We start from the raw sequence: 22459 nt of genomic DNA on the forward strand, positions 1-22459 counted from the left end.
CTATCAGGCCTTAGATATGACCAAACAATGCCAAAAACATATTGTAGTCTTCGACTCTTATTCCACGAAAAACAGCGATACTTTAGCGTTGCACTCTTTGCTGCGTCAGCTCGGGAGCGAAGGTGTAGAGATAAGCGTCTTAACGGCAAAAGCCGATCATTGGACACAACTGAAAGACTATGAAGTCCCGTTACAGATATACTCACTCCCTTTCCCAATTGACTCTAAAAAGCGATTATCAATTACTGATTGGCTCAAAAGCTTCTGCCACCTTTGGGAGTGTCTCTACTTGTTAACAACACTCCCAAAGGTGCATATGATGCTATCGTTTTCTCAGCCTCAAATGTCCCTCCCAGTCTACTGGTTGAGAGTGTGTTTGGGCTACGCGCTCGTTCACTTGGTTTATTCAAAACTCTATGACTCTGCCACAAACCTATGGTGTCTAACAAAAGCCAAGAGAGTTTTTTACCTATCTGGTACTGAAGACTTAAACAAACATCTGCCACAACGAAGCAACACATTGAAAGATGGAAACTGGCAAAGCTTCCAAAGTGGTATCACAATCTCCGATTGGCCAACAGTAAGAAAAACCGCAGACTCGAGAATATTCTGGGCGGGAGACCTTAACCAAGATCATATCGAGCACCTGTTAACTGCGGTATCACAAGTTCCTCGGCCTATTGACGGAGACATCTGTTACTTCTCTCAATCTTTATTGAAATCGACTGATAAAAGCACTTCTATCCCTCGCCCGATTAAGGGACTGCATTGGTATCAGGACTGCCGAAATATTGATGAAATAAGACAGCAATGTAGTATTTTTGTCTCAACTGCAACTGATGAGTCGGCTAACCTTTTAATTTTAGAAGCGATGGCTGCGGGCATGTGCCCTATTATTCCAAGGGACAGTGGATATTGGGGACGAGTGTTGTCAGATGGTTACAGCTGCATGAAGTATAATCGCAATGAACCCTGCTCTCTCGCAAAAGCTCTCCACCATTGTTACAAAGACCCCTTCTCAAGGGATGCGATTGCCGTCGAAGCGATGAAGGTAGCTCAGTGTTACGATGCTGAGACTAGTTATCGCCCAATCACTACTTACGTACTCGCTACATGTAACTCCATTCTTGAGTTGGAGCTAAGTCATGACTAGCGTCGATTCGTACAGTTCCAATTGGAATGGACGAGATATCGTTATAAGAAAGGTATGGCAATGAGTAGCGCCTTTCCTTCTTCTGAACACTCTAAACATGCACTACTCAGTGTTACGTTGTGCGCTCTGGTAGGCCTTATATGGGGATTGGTACCCCACCCTATCGTTGGTCTGGCTATCGGACTAATACCAATCGCTATATTGGTTGTTTTGAGTCAGACCTTTTGGTTAGTAACACTATTTATCGTATTTTCTTTTTTCCGAATTCATGAAGTTTTTCCCGCACTCTATCCGTTAAAAATCCCGTTGATGCTCTCAGCAGCTGCTCTGTCCGCGTTACTCTGGCATACCTTAATTAGTGGGAAAATACAGCTTTATTGGCATCCGGTTTACCGATGGCTGTTTATCTTTTGGGGGATTGTCATTGTAGGAGCTGTATTTGCCGCGAATAGAAGCGTTGCCATCGCGATGTTTAGTGGCACTTACGTCAAAATAATGATCATGACATTAGCCGTGTCATGGCTGATTACCTCTCCTAAGGAGCTATCACGATTTTCATTTCTGATTGTTATCTCAGGGCTTGTTGTAGGTTGTGTTGCCCTTTATAACTCCGCAAATGGTATTGGTTTGGTCGAAGGCTCAAGGGTCACTATTGGTCGAAGTTTCGGCTCAATGCTTGGCGATCCAAATGATCTTGCCTTAGTGCTGCTATTTCCCCTTGCGTTCACTGTCGCCACTATGACGACGAAAGGAATCGGGTGGTCATTTCGAGTCCTATCGCTCCTTACTTCTGCAGTTCTGTTTTTTGCTATTGTCGCAACGAAAAGCCGAGGAGGGTTGTTAGGGTCACTAGCGGTGCTTGGTTTCTACGCGTGGCGTATTATTCCATCAAAAACTCTATTCGTTTTTTTAGGTGTTATCGGTGCTCTTGCGCTCTACTCATTAGCTGGCATATCCGGACGAGCCTCTGGAGGAGCTGCGGAAGAAGGCATTGATGAATCTGCAATGGGCAGGATCTATGCGTGGGAAGCTGCCTATAAAATGGCACTAGACAATCCTGTCTTAGGTGTTGGACTGGATAACTTTTACTATAACTATTTCTTCTACAGTCCTCATTGGGATGGATTAAACCACGCTGTTCACAGTACTTGGTTTGGTGTGTTAGCCGAGACTGGCTTTATTGGGCTTATTGTTTTCTTACTTTTCATTTATCAGCTTTTGAAGTGTGCTAGGCAAACACTCTCTTTCATAGATGGTAGAGCGGATATCCCACCCTATCTGCGCTCAATGTCATTGGCGGTATACAGTGGCCTTATAGGCACCTTCGTATCCGGTACTTTTCTCACTCAAGGCTTCGTATGGCCGATTTATATTCTCGCATCACTGACCATCGCAGTGTCACAAATTGCTTCGCAATTTGAGAAGGGCGAAAACCCAGAACATAAATAGTCGACAACCCTCTGATTAATATAACAATAATTATTGGCGCAATTCTTGATACTCCTTCTAGCATCCTAATATCTACGACTCAGATTAATGAGAGGGAATGTCAAAATGAATACTACTTCGTCATTCGATTTCAAAAATTGGCTTCGGTCTCATCCAAATCCCAAAATGAGAAACCTTTTTGTCATTTTGAAACGAGCGCGTGCGACAGGCATTCCCACGCCATCGTTCTATAACAAAGCGCTTTATGCATTATTAGTAATTCTGCGAAATGGAATCGAATCACTATCTCGACTGTTTGTATACACGCCTGCGTTTAAAGGTCGCGTATCAACATGCGGTCACTCACTCTATCTTTACAGTGGATTGCCACTTGTCACTGGTCCCCTGAAAATTGCTTTAGGCAATGACTGCCGAGTGTCAGGACACACCACCTTTAGCGCTCGTACCACGCCTCATCCTAACCCTGCAATACAACCAGAACTCATGGTCGGTAACAATGTTGATATCGGCTGGCAGGTCACTATCGCCGTTGCCGAAAAAATAGAAATTCAAGACAACGTGAGAATCGCGGGACGTTGTCAGTTGTTTGGTTATTCAGGACATCCGCTTAATGCACGCCAAAGAGCAGAAGGGGCACCCGATGAAGATCATCGTATTGGAAGCATTGTCCTAGAGCAAGACGTTTGGCTAGCGACAGGCGTAACCGTGCAAACGGGGGTGACAATTGGACAGGGAACTATCGTCGCTGCAGGTAGCGTCGTGACTCACGATTTACCCGCTAACGTTATCGCTGCTGGATGTCCTGCGAAAGTCGTCAAACATATTGATCAGATGCTGTAGCGTTAAGTGATCGTACTGAATAACAAGGATTGTGTTATGAGAGATTTGATTGTATTTGGAGAAGACTATGGTGCTCTGCCTTCTAGCACTCAGCATCTCGTCAAGCGCCTTGCCAGCCAACGGAAAGTACTATGGGTAAATTCCATTGGTTTACGTCAACCCAAGTTCACTAAACACGATGCAGCCCGTGCGCTAAATAAGCTACTTCGACGTGATAAGTCCAAACAGCTGAAACTCGAGTCCGAGCCAGTGCCGGAGACTATCACTATTGTAAACCTGATGACGATTCCAGCACCTCGATCAAAGTGGTCTAGAAAGCTAGCAGCAACCTTGATGGAGTCACAATTGGTTCCCATTATCCAAAAACTAAAACTAAAAAATCCCATTATTTGGAGTTCATTACCCACCGCTGCTGACGTCTGCCAACGTTTAGGTAATCTACCTATTGTCTACTACTGCGGTGACGATTTTGGAGCACTCGCAGGCGTTGATCATGACACGGTATTGCAGCATGAACGTCATCTGGTTCAAGAGGCTGATATGGTCATTACGGCAAGCGAAAAGCTTCTGAGAAAATTTCCAGAAAGGAAAACTCGCTTGCTCACTCATGGTGTGGATTGTCAGCGCTTCTCCCAGCCTACCAAGCGTGCCAATGACTTACCAAACAGAGGACGTCCAATTGCTGGCTTCTATGGCAGTCTTTCTAATTGGCTAGATTATGATCTCCTTAATCAGGTGATAAGTGCCATGCCGCATTGGGATTTCGTATTTATTGGTCAACTCGAACTAGAACAGTTGCCAATTGTACAGGCCGACAACGTCTTTTATCTGGGACCCAAGCCTCATGCGCAACTCGCATGTTACAGCCAGCACTGGACTGTCAGTTTGCTGCCATTCGTCTTAAACGCACAAATTAGTGCGTGCAACCCTCTTAAGCTGAAAGAGTATTTAGCCGCAAGAAGACCGGTTATTACTACCGAATTTCCGGCACTTAAGCCCTACCGTGAACATGTCATCGTGATTCAAAATGTTGGCGAAATGATAAAAGCGCTTGAGTCAGCGGCAAAGCAATCGACTAAGCTTCCTGAAGGTCTAGTCGACAGCGAGAGCTGGGAACAAAGAACTCAAGTACTAGAGCGCTATTTGGAGGCCTTATGAGTGAGCTAAAGCTGAGGCTTTTAGCTATCTTAACGGCAGCCTGGAGGCGTCGTTATGCGATAGCAATGCCTATCTTGATCATGCCGTTTATCGCTTACGCTATTGGCGTCTTGACTCCTCTGAAATATAAATCGCACACCAGCATGCTGATTCAAGAAACCGCCAAAATGAATCCGTTTCTTGAAGACATTGCCGTCTCGACCATGCTCAAAGATCGTCTATCAGCGCTCAAAACTCTCCTCAACAGCCGCCACGTGCTACTGTCAGTTGCGAGTGACCTAAACCTTATTAATGACTCAATGACCGCATCTCAAAAAGATCAAATAATCGCTGAGCTTTCTGCCAACCTAACCGTCACTCAATTGGGTAAAGACTTCATAAAAATCGAACACTCCTCATCCTCACCAGAGGGGATGAAGGCACTGCTAGAATCGGTAAGTGTTCATTTTGTGGAAGAGCTTTTGGCACCTGAGCGCTCATCCATCAGAGATTCCAGTGAATTTCTGACTATCCATATTAAGAAACGCAAACAAGAACTAGAAAACGCCGAACAATCGTTAGCCGATTACTACAATCAACACTCTTCAGCGACGCCTGAAATGCAAAATGAGAACCTGAGCCGGCTCGCCTCCCTCAAACAAACTTTGGCAGAAAAACAAGCAGAGCTGTCTGGCGTAGAGCAAAGCTTAGGCTCGCTTGATCAGCAACTCTCTAAAACCAACCCAATAGTCGGCAAACTGGAGGAACAGATCATTGAAACTCGAAGCGCGTTAACCTTACTCAAAGCAAAATACACTGATACACACAGTGCCGTGCAGGCCAAGCTCAGAGAACTTAGTAGGTTAGAGAAAGAGCGCAACCAATTACTTCAGTCTGAGCAACCCGAACTCAACAGTGACCAACTGTGGGATATTGCCAGCGTGACTTCAGTGAGCGATGTAGGTGATATTCAGCCGCTTCTAATTACCCAGCTCCATAGTCTACAGCTTGTTCGAGGTCGGTACGAATCTCTCAAGCAAGAGACTAATAGCTTGCAGTCTATGATTGATGAGCTCACCGTCAACGCTCAAAGTTACGGTAGTAATGCCAAACAATTATTGAAGCTACAACGCGATGTCAGTCTAAAAAGACAACTCTACGATGAACTAGTGGAACGTTATGAAATGGCACAATTGACTGGTTCGTTAGGTGTGTTTGAGCAAAATAAACGAGTCAAAATCATCGATCTCCCTTATACACCTAGTTCACCAACAAATTTCACGCCAACCGTATTTGCGGCTGTTGGTGTTATAGCTGGACTTGCTCTGGGCATAGGTATGGCAATTATTCTTGAGCTCTTTGACACAACTATACGCCGTAGGGATCAACTCACTCAAATATCCGGGGTGCCTTTGATCACTGCTATTCCTAAGATTGCCGCCGAATGATATTCAGAATGAATTTCATATCGGGAAAGCCATATGTTTTGAGCTTAACTATATGTTTTTACTTACTTATAAATTTGGCACAGCCTGTGCAATGTTAGATTAACAATGCAGCGCCTATGCAAGGAGCAAATTATGGCAAGCTCACCCCTTATCCCAAAACACAACTCTGGCCCCACATACAAGGTCGTACACGTTGTTCAACACCTCGCTCCCGGAGGACTTGAAACCATGGTTCTTGAGCTGCTTAAGCAAGCGAAAGAAGATGAGAGAGTATTTATCATCAGTTTGGAAGGGGAACTTGAACAAGCCATCAAACACTGGCCACAACTTATCAAATATCGTTCACACCTGTTCTTTCTTGGCAAAAAGCCAGGTTCCCAAATTACTCTGCTTCGAGTGATGTATCGACTCCTTAAGGTACTCAAGCCCCAAGTTGTCCACACTCATCATATTGGACCTCTTATCTATGGTGGTATTGCCGCCAGACTCAGTCGAGTCCCAGCACGAATCCATACCGAGCATGATATGTGGCACTTAACCGATACAAAACGTCAAAAGGTAGAAAACCTCGCACTCAAATTGGTTAACCCTATCTTAGTCGCTGATGCTCAAAAGGTTCAGCAGCAGCTTTCTCAGCTTTTTCCGTACACCACGCCGAAGGTGATTAAAAATGGAGTGGATTGTAACCGATTCGTACCTGCAAATCAGGCAGGAGCAAGACGTATACTTGATTTACCCTCTAAGGTTATCCTTATTGGTACTGCTGGTCGCCTAGAACCTGTCAAAGCACAGGCGACTTTGATCAAGGCCGTTGCACGACTTTCCAACGATATCCACCTCGCTATTGCTGGTATTGGTTCCCTTGAGCAAGAGCTCAAAGACCTTGCCAAAGCGTTGAAAGTGGAGGACAGGGTCCACTTCCTTGGATTAGTAAACGATATGCCTTCATTTTACCAATCGCTTGACCTGTTCTGTCTTCCCTCTGTGTGTGAGGGATTTCCACTTTCGCCACTAGAAGCACAAGCGTGCAACATTCCAGTAGTGGTTACGGATGTTGGTGCAGCAAAGGAAACTCTCTGCCCATTATCTGGTGTGACAACGAAATCAAATCGAGTGTTTTCTCTAGTGCAAGCTCTAGAGAACGCGTTGAAGACACGTCACCTATTCTGTCCACGAGACTTTGTTGTCGAGAATAATGATGTACGTTCAATGAGTGAAGCCTACCGAAATCTAGTATTCAAGGCTTAACAATTGGCTAGTCGAGATTAATTATAGAAAGGAAATAGTATGGAAGTTGTAATGATTGGAGTATTCATTCTAAGCGCATTTTTCATAGTGTATCACCATGCTGGATATCCTGTGATTCTCCGTTGGTGGGCTAATCGACATCCAATAATCACAAGTGGCGCAATACCAAGAGGTTATCGTTGCGTTCGTAGAGATCGTGTACTACCGACGGTTACCATTATCATACCTGCCTATAATGAAGAGCAGTGGATAGCGGATAAAGTCAGAAATTGCGCATCGTTAGACTATCCAAGAGATAAGCTGAAAATTGTGATTATTGATGACGGCAGTGAAGACAGCACTCTTAATATCGCTGAGTCAACAATACAAGAGGCCATATGCGCGGATACCCATTTTGAAATTATCAATCAGCAAGATAATACCGGGAAAGTTGCGATCCTTAACCGATACATTCCGAAAGTCGACAGTGATATTACTTGCATTTCAGATGTTTCAGCAATTATCTCCGTAGATGCCCTTCTAATTGCCAGTGAGTTCTTCAAAGATCAGAACATCGGTGTCGTAAACTCAACCTATCAGCTGCTTCATGCCGGTCAAACCGGAGAGTCAGACTACTGGCAATACCAAAACAACATCAAATATCGTGAATCCACTATGGGGTCTACGATTGGTGCACATGGAGCACTGTATTTCATACGTACACCGCTATTTGAATTGTTACCGGACAATACAATCAACGATGATTTCATCATTCCGATGAGGATTGTTCGCCATCACTATCAAGCCGCATACGCACCTAATATGAATGCCATCGAGCAAGAACCCACTGAATCAGTCCAAGACTTTCGGCGACGATTACGTATCTCAGCGGGCAACATGCAACAGGTCATCATGTTGTTTGATCTATTTTCACCGCAATATGGAAGAACTGCATTCACCTTTTTTTCCGGCAAAGGACTGCGCCTATTTACACCATACTTAATGATTGCATGCTTGCTTTCTTCACTTTGGTTGGCGCAAACAAACACTATCTTCTTGGTACTGCTTTATTCGCAGGTAGCCGTTTACATTTTTGCCGCGACAGCCAGCTACTTCCCACAACTTCAAAAGCTGCGACTCATTCGTTTAATTACATATTTAATCGTTGGTCACACTGCTAACTTGATTGGTGGGCTTCGTTACTTATTTGGACTTGAAAATGGAAAATGGCAGCGTCTCGCGCGCTAGGAGGGGAATTATGACTAACTATGAGAGACGCTCAATACACTTCTCAAAGCGAATTTTCGATATCGTAGGTGCTAGCGTTGGCATGATCATACTGGCAATCACTTTTGTACCTGTGGCGCTAGCGATTAAGTTTACCTCGAGAGGACCCATATTTTATAAGCAGCTCAGAGTCGGGAAATGGACTCCTGAAAGAATGGACTTCATTCATGTACTTAAGTATCGATCCATGTATGTAGATGCCGAATCACATTCAGGTGCTACATGGGCAACAGAAGACGACCCGCGAATCACACCGGTAGGCCGCTTTCTTCGCAAAACTCGACTCGATGAACTCCCGCAGTTTATTAATGTACTCAAAGGAGACATGTCACTCATAGGGCCGAGACCAGAACGCCCTGACTTCTATAACAAGCTTGAGAATGACATTCCCTTCTTTGTAGAGCGTACTTACGACGTACTACCCGGTATCACAGGACTAGCACAAGTAAATCAAGGTTATGATACATGTATTGAAGATGTGAGAAGTAAGGTTGGTTACGACCACAGTTACGCTTTATCACTGTCGTCATTTAAAACTTGGCTATCCACTGACATTCATATTGTGTTTAAAACTCTAAAGATCATGGTTGATGGACGCGGCAGATAAATCTGAGGCACAAAGAAAAGTCCAGCCTAATGGCTGGACTTTTTCGCGGTAAAGATAAAGGTCAGCCCTAGGAGGATAAAACCGATCCCAGACAATTTCACCCAACTAAATGACTCATTGAGCCAAGGCAAAGTAACTGCTAGCAAGTAGACAATTACATAGCTCAAGCTGAGCAAAGGATACGCGACCCCTAGTGGCAAGTGCTTTAAAGCCATTACCCAGCACGCCATAGACAGTGCATAGCAACCTAGGCCGATGCCAACACCAATTAAAGCTGGCCACACATGCCATAGCAGCTCGGCCAGTTGAGCTTGCTCAAATAGAGCTACAATGCTGTCCCATTGCGATGCAAGCCCTCCCATTCCCCATTTCATAGAGAGCTGAGCAGTAGATATGAGCAGAACGCTCACAAGTGCAATTGGCAAGCCGGCTTTAAGATCTTTCACTACCATTAACCAGCTCCTCCAAGAATGCCAACGCCGATCATTATGCACATGACACCAAGCCATTGCTTGGGCAGAATGACTTCGCCAAAGGCAAATTTAGAAACCAATAACATGATAACGAAGTTAACGCTTAGTAACGGATAAGCAACTGATACATCCCACTGACTCAGTACACCCAACCAAGTTAGAGCGCTGGTCCCCAAGAAGACAATTCCAAGGATCATAGGAAAGCTCAATAGCTTCCCTACTGCGGACAGCTGTGGATTTTCTTCAAAATACATAGCGGCTCGCTTTTGCCAATATTGGCTAAGCGAGCTTGCTACAACTGAGAGTACAAACAGCAGTACTGTCATTACTGGGCATCTTTTTGATTAAAGATCAGCGCATGATAACGGCCACGGTCAACGTGATCATCTGGCTTAGGAAAACCTTCTGGCAACGGTGGTAGGTCTCTAAAATGCAGCAACACTGGACCCGTTAACTGTTTCTCTTTGATAAAGTCATCTAGCTGATTCCACTCAATGTAGCGATGCTTCGAGTCATCATATTTCAGACCATAATCCACTTCGCCCATTGCCTTGGTAAGATAAACATCGCTGCGCTTCAAGTACCAGTTTAATGCTGACATCGTATCCGGGTAGTCAGCGATAAGAACCATATCATCGGTGACTTTTGGTGCTAGCTGCTCCATGAAACGCGCTGGCATTTTTGAGTCAATCGTCGTGTTTGGGACAACGGTAGAGAACAGCGCGAAAAGAGCCAAAGGCGATACCATATACGCTACAAACTTGTGTTCGAACGCTTTGGCTTTCGCTGCATAAAAAGCACAGGTAGCCCAAAATCCTAGTATGAACAACGCAATCCAAGGACGATAAGATTCAGACTCATCCAAAGGTAGCTTGCCCATAAAGAACATCACCATTAATGTAATAGCAACCGTCGCAAAGAATAAGCCATTAATGATCGAACCTATTGTTAGGCCTTTCGCTTTGCTGTTATAAGCTTTGATAATGCCATGGGTCAATAGAATCGCAATAGGAGCCATGCACGGCAAAATATACGTTGCCAGTTTTCCACTTGCATAGGAGAACAGCAAAAATGGCATTACCGCCCAGAGAATAGAGTAGCGAATAAGTGGCTTTGAAAACTCACCCTTCAACTGAACAAGAGCAGACGGTGCCCAAAATACCCAAGGTAAAGTTCCTAAGAATAGGAACGGTACATAATACCAAATCGGCGCAGCATGCTGTGCATCTTCAGCAGAGAAACGATGGATATGCTCTTCCCAGAAAAAGTAATTCCAGTAATCTGGTTCAGCTGCATGTATAGCTAGAGACCATGGCAAACAAGTGATTAGCGCAACAAACATTACCCACCAGCCCCATCTTAATATCTCTAGGAACTGCTTTTGCATGATCATATAAGGCACGACAACGATAACTGGTAAGGCAAGTGCCAAAAAGCCTTTAGTTAATACTGCACAACCACAAAAGAAGCCCGCGAGACCGTAATGCAGCCAACGTTGCTTGGTAGAGGTCGCTTCCGTTGCAAAATAGAAAGCGGCATAACAAGCAGTAAGCCAGAATGCCAACATGCCATCAAGTACACTATAAGTACCGATTGCTGCCACCATAAACATGCTAAGAAACACACCTGCGGTTAGCCAACCTTGACGGCGATCTGTCATTCTGCCAACGAGAGAAACTAAAAATAGTGCAGAACCAAACATAGCGAGTGCCGAGGCAATTCTCACAGCAAAATTGGTATCACCAAAAATAACTTGTGCAATGGCGTTAAACCAATAGCCCATGATCGGCTTTTCGAAATAACGTAGGTCGTTAAAGGTGGGAACTATCCAGTTACCGGAAGCCACCATCTCGCGAGAGATCTCACCGTAGCGTAGCTCATCTGGTGACCACAGAGGGCGCAGATCAAGCGGTAGTATGTATAACGCAATAAAGAAAAGCGGTATCCAAACCGCCCAGTTAATTCGTGATTGTTGCATTCTTCATCCAATTGAATAAAAGCCCATGACATCATGGGCTTATACTAGTTTCAAATCTACATGCCGCAGCATTTAAGGCGTAAAAGCAACTACAGTCCCATGCGTTCAACAAATGACGCCTGGTGTGTTAGCCACCCTTCTCGCCCTTCCATTTCGATGTTTTTTATTGCATCACGTGGAAGTGGCGATTCTGTCCCTTCAAGCAGATCTATCATGGGTACGAATTCTATATTCTGTTGCTTGGCTCTGACAATCAAATCTTCAAACATTTCAGCACAAACAATACCTTCTACTTCCGCGTGGATTGTATAAACATTCAAACCATCACGTTTGATAAGCTTAAGAATAGCATCATTGTAGTTGCTGTTGTCGACACCATCTTGCCCGACAAGCTCGTCATAGGTAGGCAGGGTCACCGGGATTTGGGGTGCCATTCCTTCGCCTGGAGAGAAAATAGAATCGCCACGGCAATCGCTATTGTACTTAAATGGGAAGGCATCTTTCTCAACAAGTGTTTGATCAGTACAGCGCCAGCCAGCTACCGCACTACAAGGCAGATCTCTACCAGTAATATCCTTCAGCATGTTATAGCCTTTGGAAATCTCACTGCGCAGCTCTTCAGGTGACATGGTATCGGTTTTCATCTGCCACTTGTGGTGATCCCAAGCATGCAAACCGATTTCATGACCAGCTTTATCAGCCGCCTCAATAATTGGACGAAGTTTTTTACCAATCACGGGGCCTGGCCAAATAGTGCCACGAATTAAAATATCGTAACCGTAAAGACTAGCAGCCTTAGAGCGAAGCATCTTCTTCAGAAATGCAGGACGCAAAAGGCGCCATATATGGCGCCCCATGTTATCAGGTCCAACAGTAAAGAAGAATGAAGCCTTCACTCCGTGCTTCTCGAAAATTTCGAGTAGCTTAGGTACACCAAGCTTGGTGCCTCTAAAAGTGTCTACATCGATACGAAGACCGACTTGAGTGACTTCATTCTGTTCCATTACTTCTCTTCTGCTACTGCACCTTTAAGGAAGAAATCTAGTGTCTCTTCGATTGTGTCGTTCATGTGAACTGTTGGTTCCCAATCAAGCAGTTTCTTCGCATTTGCGATGCTTGGTTTACGGTGTTGAACGTCTTGGTAGCCGTCACCGTAGAACGCTTTGCTTTCTACTAGGTTGTAGCCAGCAAATGGAGGGAACTGATCACGCAATGGGTGGTTCTCAAACTTCTCAACTAGCGTCTCAGCAAGCTCTTTGATGCTCGCTTCGTTTTCTGGTGCGCCGATGTTGATGATTTGACCGTCACACAGACCTTCTTTGTTCTCGATGATGCGGAATAGCGCTTCAATCGCTTCAGAGATGTCAGTGAAACAACGCTTCTGCTCACCACCGTCGATAAGCTTGATTGGCGTACCTTCAACTAGGTTTAGGATAAGCTGAGTGATCGCGCGGCTAGAACCAATACGTGCAGAGTTCAAACTATCTAAACGTGGACCCATCCAGTTGAACGGACGGAATAGAGTGAACTTAAGGCCATCTTTCTTACCATAAGCCCAGATAACACGGTCAAGTAGCTGTTTAGATACTGAGTAGATCCAGCGCTGACGGTTAATAGGGCCAACGATCAGTGGTGAAGTATCTTCGTTGAACTCAGGATCCGTCGACATACCGTAAACTTCAGAAGTCGATGGGAAGATGATGCGTTTGTTGTATTTCACACACGCACGAACAATCTTCAGGTTCTCTTCGAAGTCGAGTTCGAATACGCGAAGTGGGTTACGCGTGTATTCAATCGGTGTTGCAATAGCAACTAGTGGAAGAATGATGTCACACTTCTTAACGTGGTATTCGATCCACTCGTTGTGGATGGTGATATCACCTTCTACGAAGTGGAAATCAGGGTGGCTTAGGTGCTCTTCGATTTGGTTCGAGTTCATGTCCATTGCATAAACTTCGTAACCACCGTCGTCTAGAAGACGCTTAGTTAGATGAGTACCGATGAAGCCGTTTGCACCTAGGATAAGTACTTTTTGACGCTTCTTAGCGTTAATTAGAGCACTTGCCTGTGGACCAAAACGCATACCTTCTACAAGATGAAGCTCTGCAGCTAGCTGCTCACCACCTAGATATAGACCGTTTTCTGCTTCGCCAGATTTAACAATCAGTGAACCTTGAGCACAAGCGATCGTTAGTGGTGTAGTAGAAACGATAGTACCAGGAGTTACATCAAATGTTTTGTCGCTTGCTTCCGCGCTCCAAATAGTCAGCTTACGCTCACCAAGGAAAGTGAATGCGCCTGGGAACGGTTCTGTTACCGCGCGAACTAGGTTAAATACGGTACGAGAATCGTTAGACCATTTAATCTCACCGTCAGCAGGAGTACGACGGCCAAAGTAAGTCGCTTTGCTTTCATCCTGAGCCGCTGTTTTGAATGAACCATCTACGATAGTTGGAAGCACTTTGCTCAGTAGATCGCTAGATGCGGTGTTCATACGCTTATGAAGCGTTTCTGCCGTATCAGCATCAGTGATAGCAATTTTTTCTTGACCAACGATATCGCCAGCATCCGCTTTCTGAACCATTTGGTGCAGCGTTACACCAGTTTCAGTTTCGCCGTTGACTAATGCCCAGTTGATTGGTGCACGACCGCGGTATGTTGGAAGCAAAGAACCATGTAGGTTGAAACCACCTTTAGGAGCGATATCTAGCACTTCTTGGCTGATCATATTGCGATAGTAGAAAGAGAACAGTGCATCTGGCTTCATCGCACGGATTTTCTCAACCCATAGTGGGTGGTTCACGTCTTCAGGTGCGTAAACTGGAATACCGTTCTTTGCTGCAAGTTTCGCTACAGAGTCAAAAAACACGTTCTCGTTGCTGTCATCAACATGAGTAAATACTGCTTCGATTTCTACACCCGCGTCTAGCAAGCTACGAATACCAGTACAACCGATATTGTGGTAGGCAAACACTACTACTTTCATGGAATATTCCTCTAAATACAAATCTTATTCTTTATTTTTTAATTCGTCGCTTTCACGTGCATTTTTAGTGGCTTCACCGACTAAAACATCTTGCACATAAAAACGTGGGCGCGCTCTTACATCAGAGTAAATACGACCAATGTACTCACCAAGTAAGCCTAGACCCACAAACTGTGCACCAACAAATACAAATAGGATAGCAAACAAAGTAAACAGGCCATCACCTGCCCACTCAGAACCAAACATAATGCGCATCAACATAAGGATGACACCAAACGCGATACCTGCCGCAGCGATACCACCACCAACAATGCTCAACAGGCGTAATGGCGCTGTTGTCATACTGGTAATCAAGTCAAACATTAGGCTAATAAGCTTCATAAAGCTATATTTCGACTCACCATCAGCACGCTCATCATGATGCACATCGATCTCAGTGGTATGGCGAGAGAAGCCATTCGCTAGCACAGGAATAAACGTGCTGCGCTCGTGACACTCAAGCATTGCGTCAACAACATGTCGGCGGTACGCACGAAGCATACAACCGTAATCGTTCATCTCTACGCCAGTAGAACGTTTCACTAGCTTGTTGATAAGCTTGGATGGGTAACGACGAAGTGCACTATCTTGACGGTTCTTACGAACTGTCCCCACAGAATCGAACCCTTCCTCAGCTTTTGCTACAAGGTTAGGGATTTCTTCTGGTGGATTCTGAAGGTCTGCATCAAGTGTGATGATCAAATCGCCACGTACTTGCTCAAAGCCAGCCATAATAGCGTTATGTTGGCCATAGTTGCGATTCAAGATAACGCCAACAACATGGCTCCCTTCTTTCGCTGATGCTTCTTCAATGATTTCCGCGCTGCGATCACGACTTCCATCATCTACAAGAATGATTTCATAATCTTTCCCAATGCTATCACTTGCTTTGGTAGTACGATCAATCAGTTCTTGCAGACAGTTTTCTTCGTTGTATACCGGAATAACGATAGAGACAAAGTTGATTGCTTGATTGTGTTTCATGGTTTACCCAATTATTTCTGAAACGGCGCTAACTACACGTTCAACGTCATCCTGAGTCATATCAGGAAATAGCGGTAGTGAGCAGATTTGATTACTGTTACGTTCTGTATTCTGTAAATCAGGGTTAATCGCCCCGAACAATTCCGCGTAGTTTTCGCGGTAATATTTTTGTGTATGGCAGGCTTTAAAGTGAATACCTGCTCCGATACCTTTTTCTTTTAGTGCGGCAATTAGATCGTCGCGCGTTAGGCCTGCAACCGCAGGGTCAACTCTAACGATCATTAGGTGCCAACAGTGTTTGTGTTCATGAGAAGCCAAGCCTAGTGGCGTAACACCTTTGATAGACGCCAACTGACTGCGATAAGAGAGCGCTAACTGCGTACGTTTTTCGGTAATTTCTGCAATTCGATCCATTTGTCCAAGCGCTAACACTGCACAGATATCTGGCATATTGTATTTGAAGCCAGGCTCCACGACTTCCGCTTGAGGCGCTCGTCCTTGAGTTTCACGATCAAAAGCATCAACACCCAGACCGTGGAATTTTAAACGACGCACTTTGTCAGCTAATTCAGCATCATGCGTGGTAAGTACACCGCCTTCTGCCGTCGTCACGTTTTTGATTGCGTGAGTAGAGAATAAGCATGTACCACGATTGCCCACTGGCTTGCCTTTGTACTCGGTACCTAAAGCATGAGCCGCATCCTCAACAACAGGGATACTGTGCTTCTCACCTAACTGGTAAATAGGGTCAAGGTCAAGCGATGCCCCAGCATAATGTACCGGGATGATAAGCTTAGTCTTGCTAGTGATCAGTGATTCAATTTTCTCAGCATCCGTCATCAAGGTATCAGCATCAACATCTACGAATACTGGTTTTGCTCCAACAAGCGTAATCATATTGACGGTAGAAACCCAAGTAAGTGATGGAGTGATAACTTCATCTCCAGGACCAATACCTAAAGCCAACAATACTAGATGCATACCCGCAGTCGCGCTGCTAAGGGCAACGGCATGTGGAGCACCAGTGTGTTCAGACACTTTATTTTCTAACTCTGCGTTTTTGGGACCCGTGGTGATCCACCCGGAACGAAGGACATCGACCACGGCTTGGATGTCTTGCTCATCTACAGCAGGTCTACATAAAGGGAGAAAAGGCTGGCTCATTTTTTAAACTCACAGTTAAATCGTGTACTCTGACACGAAGAAGGACACCAAAGTTTACTAGGGCGTTCAAAGAATTAAAAGGGTCGATGCGTTTTAGCAATACAAAACATTGACCTTTAGAACATATTTACCGCAAATATAGTTCATACCTATGTGTGTATCGGCAAATTAACAATAATATTTACTAAAGTGCCACTTATAGATAAATATTATTGGCCTAGCAGTGAAAATCCTACGATTTGTCTAATCAGCATAGCACTCAGGGCACTAAGTCAGTTTTGTGTAAATTTAACCAACTCTTGTTTCACACTTTCTAAGCTAAGCTAAGAAAACGCGCTATTCTGCCACATTTAATGGCTCGCCAATGTAATCATTTGTATGTGCTCTGTTTGTGTCTATCATGGTGAGAAGGTAGAATCAGCATCCACTTTTTTGAGTCAGGTATGATCGTGAACCTCAATAACAGTCCTGTGACACAACATCACTTTCAAGGACACGATTTTCATTTGAAGCGAGATGACTTGCTACATAGTCATTTCAACGGCAATAAGGCTAGGAAATTTGCTGAATTGCTAGAGACAGATTTAGCGAACGTTACTCAACTCATCGGTTGGGGCTCCGCTCAAGCAAATTCCTTAACCTCTTTGGCTGCGCTGGCTAAAATAAAAGGTATAAAGCTCAAGTATTTTGTTGATCACAAACCAGAATGGTTAGACCTAAACCCTAATGGTAACTACAGGGCAGCTAAAGAGCTTGGTGCTGAGATAGTCTCCCTCAAAGGGCTGCTAGGTCCCAACGCACCGCATCCGCATGCCTATATCCAAGCCAACTTCGCTAATTCTACTGACAGCTATATCGTACCAGAGGGGGGACGCTTTCAATCAGCCCGCCAAGGTATCGTGCAGTTAGCAGAGGAAATTCTAAGTTGGTCGAGATTTGAAAAAAACAAGCAGATTAAAGTGGCATTACCTTCAGGAACTGGAACGACCGCCCTGTATTTGGCACAAGTTCTCGCCCCCCAAGGTATTGAAGTTATTACTTGCCCTTGTGTGGGCGGTAAAGATTACTTAATACAACAGTTTGACGAGCTTGGTAACTTTTCTTATTACCCGACCATTCTTGAGCTTGAAAGCAAGCATCACTTTGGCAAGCTGTATTTAGAAGACTATGAGATCTGGCGGTTACTGCAAGCTGAAACCCATATAGAGTTTGACCTACTTTACGACCCAATGATGTGGCGTTGCCTGCTACCTTGGTTAAGTGATAACCCAGATGTTTCTCTATTGTACATTCACCAAGGTGGTATACTGGGTAATGAGACCATGCTACCCCGCTATCGCAGAAAATACGACGCACCAAAAAATGAGTGGTAGCTCAGCCTCAATGCGGTGCAACATGAAACAAAAAGAGGAGCTACAGCTCCTCATTTTTGTTTCTAAGAACGCTCCGCTCTATTATTGATGCGAAGAGTACGACTCTAAATAAAGTTTTGCTTTCTGTTGAGCTTGCTGTATCTCGTCCGCGTTTAACTTGAGCGCTAAATCATCACGGAGCTTCTCCGCCGTTGCATAACCATTAGTAGATGCAACAGAAGCCCAAGCATAAGCTTCTACATTATTGATCTCTACGCCCTCTCCTAATGAATACTTATAAGCTAAATTTCGCTGCCCATAAGCGTATCCATTTTCAGCCGCTTTTCGATACCACTTTACTGCTTCAAGATCATCACGCTCAACGCCCAACCCTTTAGCATACATTACGCCCAGACTGTTCTGTGCTACATCAAAGTTGCGTTCAGCAGCTAATCGATAATACTCTACTGCCTTACTATTACTCTTGGGAACACCGCGTCCCCATTTGTACATACCAGCCAAATAATACTGGGCTTGAACACTGCCTTTTTGAGACGCCTTTTCGAACCATGACGCCGCCTCTTTGGCATCATAATTTACACCATGACCGTTGTCGTACATCATGCCTAACTTGTACATAGCAGATTCACTGCCCTGTTCAGCCGCTTTGTGATACCACTCCACCGCTTTGGCATCATTTTCTTTGATACCATTACCGTCAGCATAGCGATCACCCAACTCTATTTGAGCAAATAGATCACCTTGCTTGGCACCTTGCTCAACTTTTCTAACGCTTACTGTTGACCAATCTTTTACAAACGCAAGGCTTCCTGCACTAAAACACAGACCACATAGGGAAACCGCTAACAGTGTTTTTCGCATTGTTTATTCCTATCCTTAAAGACGTCGTCAAATTCTGCCATATGATTAATAATCTTCTGACTAATTAAAACAGAATTAGCGATACTCTGACAAAGAATTTCGTATTAGTCACAAAAATGTTGTGGGTTGAACGCAAACTAAGCATAAATATATCGTTTGCCTTTTCAAGTCCCGCCCTATTTGAGCCTACAAGGCTCAGCCTTGCAATCGTTTACAGAAATCCCTCGTTTTACCCTAGTAAGTTTTGTACACTCAGAAAAGATTTTGAATTGGTCAAATTAGATAAAGAACGGAGTAGTTATGGTCTCTAAATGGGCGAAACGATTCATTCAGATGGCGGAACTGGTTGGTTCCTGGAGTAAAGACCCATCGACGCAAGTTGGTGCCGTTATTACCAAAAATAATCGAATCGTTTCTGTCGGCTTTAATGGGTATCCCCATGGCATTTCTGATAGTGCAGAAGTCGATGAACGAGAAACCAAATACCTCAAGACTCTGCATGCTGAAGAGAACGCAATTTTATTTGCAAAGAGAGATTTAGACGGTTGTGAGATCTGGGTTACCCATTTCCCATGCCCTAATTGCGCTGCAAAGATTATTCAAACTGGTATTTCGGTCGTGCACTGTCCGCAACAAACGGAAGACTTTCTGTCTCGTTGGGGTGAAAAAATTTCACTGAGCCAAGATATGTTTGAGCAAGCAGGTGTTCATGTAGATTGGCTACCTTTAGAACAACTAGATTAGAAATCATAGCAGTCTGAGTGCTTATCTTTTAGTTTAGAACTTACCACCTAATTCTTAACTAAAGAGCTAATTACTCTACACACAATGAACTGATAGCCTAGGGGAACCGTAAGCCAAATTGCAAATAATAAATGCAATGAGGCTTAACATGAACATCGTCAAACTTTCACTATTCGCTTCTGCAGCAACGTTCCTAGCTGGCTGTGGAAGCGACTCTCACGACTCACCCCCTACTTCTCAACTTCGTGTAACGCATGCTAGTGCTGATGCACCGCAGGTTTCAATATTACTTGACGGAGCTGTCGCCAGCGGACTTTCTGAAGTGGATTATCAACAAGGCAGCGGGCTAATTACTGTAGATGCGGGTAATCACGACCTCATCGTCAGAGGTTTATTGGCAGGAGATACGACCGCGGATGTCATCACTGCTAATGCTGTCAATTTTGCACCAGACATGCAGTATGACGTTTTTGCGGTAAATAACGTTAACGCAATCGAGCCTGTGATTTTATCACGTTCGACAAGCGGTCCAGACGCTCAATCCGTGCGATTGGACGTATTACACGGTCATCCGGGAGTTGGTGGCGTCGATATTCACCTGACTACAGACCCGAGTATTAGCGCCAGCACTATCGCTGTTTCAGACCTTACTTTCAAAGAGGACGAATCTCAGCTTCCAGTGACATTACCTGCGGGCGATTATCGTATTAGAATTACACTCGCCGGTCAGAGTACTGATGCAGACGTAGTGTACGACAGTGGAACCCTGTCACTAGACGGTGGCAGCGATCTAATGGTTACCGCAGTTCCAAATGTTAGTGGTGGTATCGTATCACCTGTTAATTTACTGGTCGCAGACGGTTCCGCTGTTACTGTTTTGCGTAGTACAGGAGAAAAAGCTACAGTTCGAGTCGGTCACGCCGTTGCCGATCTTGGTGACGTCGACGTTCGAGCTTCAGGTAACGTAGTGACTGGACTAAATGTTATTGGTTTTGAGAAAATCAAGAGCCTTGATCTGGCCGCTTCATCATACGATTTAACCGTTACCCCAACTGGAGCAACTACACCTGAAGCAATACAAGCTCCAGGAACGTCATTTGCTGCAGGATCGGAAACGACAATTTTTGCTGTGGGACGGTTTTCGGATCAATCAATCGAACCTGTTGTAATCGAAGATGATCTCCGAAGTGTAGCCTCCTACGCAAAACTACGTGTATTACACGCCAATCCAGTTGCAGGCACCGTTGATATTCACGCAGCAGCGGCAGGAACCGGATTCTCTGCGAGCACTGTTGTTTTGGAAAGCGTTAACTTTAAAGATACCGCTGTTTTAGAGGTTAATGCTGGAACCTATGATTTTGCCGTTGCAGCCGCTGGAACGACAAACGTACTCTTGTCTGCTTCTGGAGTCACACTAGCTAATGGTAACGTCGCGACAGCGTTCGCTACTGAAAACTCGATTGCGCTCAATGTAGACAAATAGCCTAAAGCTCACGTCTGACCAAAGTCCGCTATTAACATATAACGGACTTTTTGCTCAGCCTTACCATTAATTTTCTTTCCATATATGTTTTAGTCCACTACAATCCGCGATCTTATAATTTGAGCCAATAGTAACTCCATCAATGACCAATTTTCTTGTTTCCGTTTTCAAGCGTGCCGTATGCACTTCTGCCTTAATATCTCTAGGTCTAGGTTCAGCGAACGCCATCGAGCTACCTCTATTTAAGAAGGAAGCAGAAGAGCGTGGATATACTCTACCCGAAGCGGTTGGACTTAGCTTGGGGTATATGAATGTGTCTCAAGGTATTAATGTCGACTCTATTGCTTTAACTGGCTTACCTAGCATTATTAAAGACCTGAATATCAACACACAAGGCGGCTACCAAGAAAGTGAAGTACTTACATTAAAGGCGGATGTTTGGGTCCTGCCATTTCTTAATTTCTATGCAATTGGTGGTAAGTTAAATGGCTATTCAGAAACCACTATTACATCCGCCAACGGTACAATTGACTTAGGCTTTTTGGGCCAGCACGAAGTCAGTATTGACGATATTAATGCACCATTTCGTCTGGACTTAGATGGATATATGTACGGTGCAGGTACGGTTTTAGCCGGTGGCTACGAAAGTGTCTTTGCTCTTGTTGACGCCAGTTATACAAAAACAAAATTGACAGTAATTGATGGTGAAATAGATTCTATTGTTGTATCGCCGCGAATTGGCTACGACTTTTCAAGAAATACCGACTTTCCCGTTAGAGCGTGGATTGGCGCGCAATATCAAAACATCGAACAAACTTTAACTGGAAACGTCAAAGATCTGCCTCTTGGTGGACTAGGAGACTTAGGTTTCATACAAAACGCCAAGTTTACGGTTAATCAAAGTCTTGCAAATAACTGGAACACCTTGCTAGGCGCTCAGTACGAGTTTACTCCAAATTGGGTTTTAGTTACTGAAATGGGTTTGGGTCAACGTAAGAGCTTCTTTGTTACTTTGGACGCGCGATTCTAGCTACCGAGATTGCCAAAGAGAAATCTAACGCATCGATTTAATTAGATAATAACGGAATTTACATCTAATTTGAGTTTATGTTTGCTTTGGGTAGGTTCCTGCCTACGCAGGAATGACGTGGCTTCTTCCCTTGGGCTCGCTTCAGGTAATTGACAGCCTACGGAGGCTGGGGGTTTGTTCAACGGTGCGGAGTGCG

The 22459-nt window shown here is 44.5% G+C and carries 20 protein-coding genes; 12 read left to right on the forward strand and 8 right to left on the reverse strand.

Going from position 1 to position 22459, the window contains the following annotated elements; all coding sequences use genetic code 11:
- Positions 1 to 16: 16 nt before the first annotated feature.
- The 8 genes from VME0621_RS07475 to VME0621_RS07510 all read left to right on the forward strand — a co-directional run bounded on the left by VME0621_RS07475 (position 17) and on the right by VME0621_RS07510 (position 9148).
- Positions 17 to 1153, forward strand: a complete 1137-nt coding sequence (locus VME0621_RS07475) for a glycosyltransferase (protein WP_062457135.1) — start codon at positions 17 to 19, stop codon at positions 1151 to 1153.
- A 60-nt stretch (positions 1154 to 1213) separates the two neighbouring features.
- Positions 1214 to 2602, forward strand: a complete 1389-nt coding sequence (locus tag VME0621_RS07480; RefSeq protein ID WP_062457131.1) for an O-antigen ligase family protein — start codon at positions 1214 to 1216, stop codon at positions 2600 to 2602.
- Positions 2603 to 2707: 105 nt separating this feature from the next.
- Positions 2708 to 3442: an acyltransferase gene (locus VME0621_RS07485; protein WP_062457128.1), complete on the forward strand. Its 735-nt coding sequence runs from the start codon at positions 2708 to 2710 to the stop codon at positions 3440 to 3442.
- Positions 3443 to 3478: 36 nt separating this feature from the next.
- Entirely contained in the window at positions 3479 to 4600 is a 1122-nt protein-coding gene (locus VME0621_RS07490; RefSeq protein ID WP_062457125.1) for a glycosyltransferase family protein, read from the forward strand.
- Entirely contained in the window at positions 4597 to 6027 is a 1431-nt protein-coding gene (locus VME0621_RS07495; RefSeq protein WP_038225993.1) for a GumC family protein, read from the forward strand. The genes VME0621_RS07490 and VME0621_RS07495 overlap by 4 nt, the downstream gene beginning before the upstream one ends.
- A 132-nt stretch (positions 6028 to 6159) precedes the next feature.
- The gene (locus VME0621_RS07500) at positions 6160 to 7275 is read left to right on the forward strand and encodes a glycosyltransferase (RefSeq protein ID WP_062457121.1); all 1116 of its coding nucleotides are present in this window, start codon (positions 6160 to 6162) and stop codon (positions 7273 to 7275) included.
- Between the two features lie 39 nt (positions 7276 to 7314).
- Entirely contained in the window at positions 7315 to 8502 is a 1188-nt protein-coding gene (locus VME0621_RS07505) for a glycosyltransferase family 2 protein (RefSeq protein ID WP_062457119.1), read from the forward strand.
- 10 nt (positions 8503 to 8512) lie between these two features.
- Positions 8513 to 9148 (forward strand): sugar transferase, encoded by a 636-nt coding sequence (locus tag VME0621_RS07510; RefSeq protein ID WP_006074396.1) that lies wholly within the window; start codon positions 8513 to 8515, stop codon positions 9146 to 9148.
- A gap of 26 nt (positions 9149 to 9174) precedes the next feature.
- On the opposite strand, the gene arnF is transcribed toward VME0621_RS07510, so the two are convergent.
- From arnF to arnB, 7 genes are all read right to left on the reverse strand, one after another.
- Entirely contained in the window at positions 9175 to 9600 is a 426-nt protein-coding gene (gene arnF / locus VME0621_RS07515; RefSeq protein ID WP_062457116.1) for a 4-amino-4-deoxy-L-arabinose-phosphoundecaprenol flippase subunit ArnF, read from the reverse strand.
- The gene (locus tag VME0621_RS07520) at positions 9600 to 9947 is read right to left on the reverse strand and encodes a DMT family transporter (RefSeq protein ID WP_006074394.1); all 348 of its coding nucleotides are present in this window, start codon (positions 9945 to 9947) and stop codon (positions 9600 to 9602) included. Before VME0621_RS07520 ends, arnF begins: the two co-directional genes overlap by 1 nt.
- A complete protein-coding gene (gene arnT / locus VME0621_RS07525) occupies positions 9947 to 11599 on the reverse strand; it encodes a lipid IV(A) 4-amino-4-deoxy-L-arabinosyltransferase (protein ID WP_062457112.1) in 1653 nt (550 codons plus the stop codon). The genes VME0621_RS07520 and arnT overlap by 1 nt, the downstream gene beginning before the upstream one ends.
- A gap of 89 nt (positions 11600 to 11688) precedes the next feature.
- Positions 11689 to 12603 carry a 4-deoxy-4-formamido-L-arabinose-phosphoundecaprenol deformylase gene (arnD, locus tag VME0621_RS07530; RefSeq protein ID WP_062457109.1) on the reverse strand — a complete coding sequence of 305 codons (915 nt, stop codon included), beginning with the start codon at positions 12601 to 12603 and terminating at the stop codon, positions 11689 to 11691.
- Positions 12603 to 14585, reverse strand: a complete 1983-nt coding sequence (gene arnA, locus VME0621_RS07535) for a bifunctional UDP-4-amino-4-deoxy-L-arabinose formyltransferase/UDP-glucuronic acid oxidase ArnA (protein ID WP_062457106.1) — start codon at positions 14583 to 14585, stop codon at positions 12603 to 12605. Before arnA ends, arnD begins: the two co-directional genes overlap by 1 nt.
- A gap of 24 nt (positions 14586 to 14609) precedes the next feature.
- Positions 14610 to 15608, reverse strand: a complete 999-nt coding sequence (gene arnC / locus VME0621_RS07540; RefSeq protein ID WP_062457103.1) for an undecaprenyl-phosphate 4-deoxy-4-formamido-L-arabinose transferase — start codon at positions 15606 to 15608, stop codon at positions 14610 to 14612.
- A gap of 3 nt (positions 15609 to 15611) precedes the next feature.
- Complete coding sequence (gene arnB, locus VME0621_RS07545) at positions 15612 to 16772, reverse strand: UDP-4-amino-4-deoxy-L-arabinose aminotransferase (RefSeq protein WP_062457100.1); 1161 nt, start codon at positions 16770 to 16772, stop codon at positions 15612 to 15614.
- A 449-nt stretch (positions 16773 to 17221) separates the two neighbouring features.
- Between arnB and VME0621_RS07550 the strand changes: the two genes are divergently transcribed.
- Positions 17222 to 18145, forward strand: a complete 924-nt coding sequence (locus VME0621_RS07550; RefSeq protein ID WP_062457707.1) for a pyridoxal-phosphate dependent enzyme — start codon at positions 17222 to 17224, stop codon at positions 18143 to 18145.
- Positions 18146 to 18226: 81 nt separating this feature from the next.
- Here VME0621_RS07550 and VME0621_RS07555 read toward each other — a convergent pair whose 3' ends face one another.
- Entirely contained in the window at positions 18227 to 19006 is a 780-nt protein-coding gene (locus VME0621_RS07555) for a tetratricopeptide repeat protein (protein WP_062457097.1), read from the reverse strand.
- Between the two features lie 300 nt (positions 19007 to 19306).
- Here VME0621_RS07555 and VME0621_RS07560 point away from each other — a divergent pair, with 300 nt between their 5' ends.
- The 3 genes from VME0621_RS07560 to VME0621_RS07570 all read left to right on the forward strand — a co-directional run bounded on the left by VME0621_RS07560 (position 19307) and on the right by VME0621_RS07570 (position 22263).
- Positions 19307 to 19750, forward strand: coding sequence for a dCMP deaminase family protein (locus tag VME0621_RS07560; RefSeq protein ID WP_031495097.1), 444 nt, complete (start codon positions 19307 to 19309; stop codon positions 19748 to 19750).
- A 148-nt stretch (positions 19751 to 19898) separates the two neighbouring features.
- The gene (locus VME0621_RS07565) at positions 19899 to 21233 is read left to right on the forward strand and encodes a DUF4397 domain-containing protein (RefSeq protein WP_062457093.1); all 1335 of its coding nucleotides are present in this window, start codon (positions 19899 to 19901) and stop codon (positions 21231 to 21233) included.
- A 142-nt stretch (positions 21234 to 21375) separates the two neighbouring features.
- Entirely contained in the window at positions 21376 to 22263 is an 888-nt protein-coding gene (locus tag VME0621_RS07570) for a hypothetical protein (RefSeq protein WP_038226011.1), read from the forward strand.
- Positions 22264 to 22459: the final 196 nt, after the last annotated feature.

Origin of the sequence: Vibrio mediterranei (genome assembly GCF_900088415.1) — a bacterium.
GTDB classification, from domain to species: domain Bacteria; phylum Pseudomonadota; class Gammaproteobacteria; order Enterobacterales; family Vibrionaceae; genus Vibrio; species Vibrio mediterranei.

Coding starts and splice junctions, on each gene's coding strand:
- VME0621_RS07475 (WP_062457135.1), top strand. CDS start 17: ATGACCAAACAATGCCAAAAACATATTGTAGTCTTCGACTCTTATTCC.
- VME0621_RS07480 (WP_062457131.1), top strand. CDS start 1,214: ATGAGTAGCGCCTTTCCTTCTTCTGAACACTCTAAACATGCACTACTC.
- VME0621_RS07485 (WP_062457128.1), top strand. CDS start 2,708: ATGAATACTACTTCGTCATTCGATTTCAAAAATTGGCTTCGGTCTCAT.
- VME0621_RS07490 (WP_062457125.1), top strand. CDS start 3,479: ATGAGAGATTTGATTGTATTTGGAGAAGACTATGGTGCTCTGCCTTCT.
- VME0621_RS07495 (WP_038225993.1), top strand. CDS start 4,597: ATGAGTGAGCTAAAGCTGAGGCTTTTAGCTATCTTAACGGCAGCCTGG.
- VME0621_RS07500 (WP_062457121.1), top strand. CDS start 6,160: ATGGCAAGCTCACCCCTTATCCCAAAACACAACTCTGGCCCCACATAC.
- VME0621_RS07505 (WP_062457119.1), top strand. CDS start 7,315: ATGGAAGTTGTAATGATTGGAGTATTCATTCTAAGCGCATTTTTCATA.
- VME0621_RS07510 (WP_006074396.1), top strand. CDS start 8,513: ATGACTAACTATGAGAGACGCTCAATACACTTCTCAAAGCGAATTTTC.
- arnF (WP_062457116.1), bottom strand. CDS start 9,600: ATGGTAGTGAAAGATCTTAAAGCCGGCTTGCCAATTGCACTTGTGAGC.
- VME0621_RS07520 (WP_006074394.1), bottom strand. CDS start 9,947: ATGACAGTACTGCTGTTTGTACTCTCAGTTGTAGCAAGCTCGCTTAGC.
- arnT (WP_062457112.1), bottom strand. CDS start 11,599: ATGCAACAATCACGAATTAACTGGGCGGTTTGGATACCGCTTTTCTTT.
- arnD (WP_062457109.1), bottom strand. CDS start 12,603: ATGGAACAGAATGAAGTCACTCAAGTCGGTCTTCGTATCGATGTAGAC.
- arnA (WP_062457106.1), bottom strand. CDS start 14,585: ATGAAAGTAGTAGTGTTTGCCTACCACAATATCGGTTGTACTGGTATT.
- arnC (WP_062457103.1), bottom strand. CDS start 15,608: ATGAAACACAATCAAGCAATCAACTTTGTCTCTATCGTTATTCCGGTA.
- arnB (WP_062457100.1), bottom strand. CDS start 16,772: ATGAGCCAGCCTTTTCTCCCTTTATGTAGACCTGCTGTAGATGAGCAA.
- VME0621_RS07555 (WP_062457097.1), bottom strand. CDS start 19,006: ATGCGAAAAACACTGTTAGCGGTTTCCCTATGTGGTCTGTGTTTTAGT.
- VME0621_RS07560 (WP_031495097.1), top strand. CDS start 19,307: ATGGTCTCTAAATGGGCGAAACGATTCATTCAGATGGCGGAACTGGTT.
- VME0621_RS07565 (WP_062457093.1), top strand. CDS start 19,899: ATGAACATCGTCAAACTTTCACTATTCGCTTCTGCAGCAACGTTCCTA.
- VME0621_RS07570 (WP_038226011.1), top strand. CDS start 21,376: ATGACCAATTTTCTTGTTTCCGTTTTCAAGCGTGCCGTATGCACTTCT.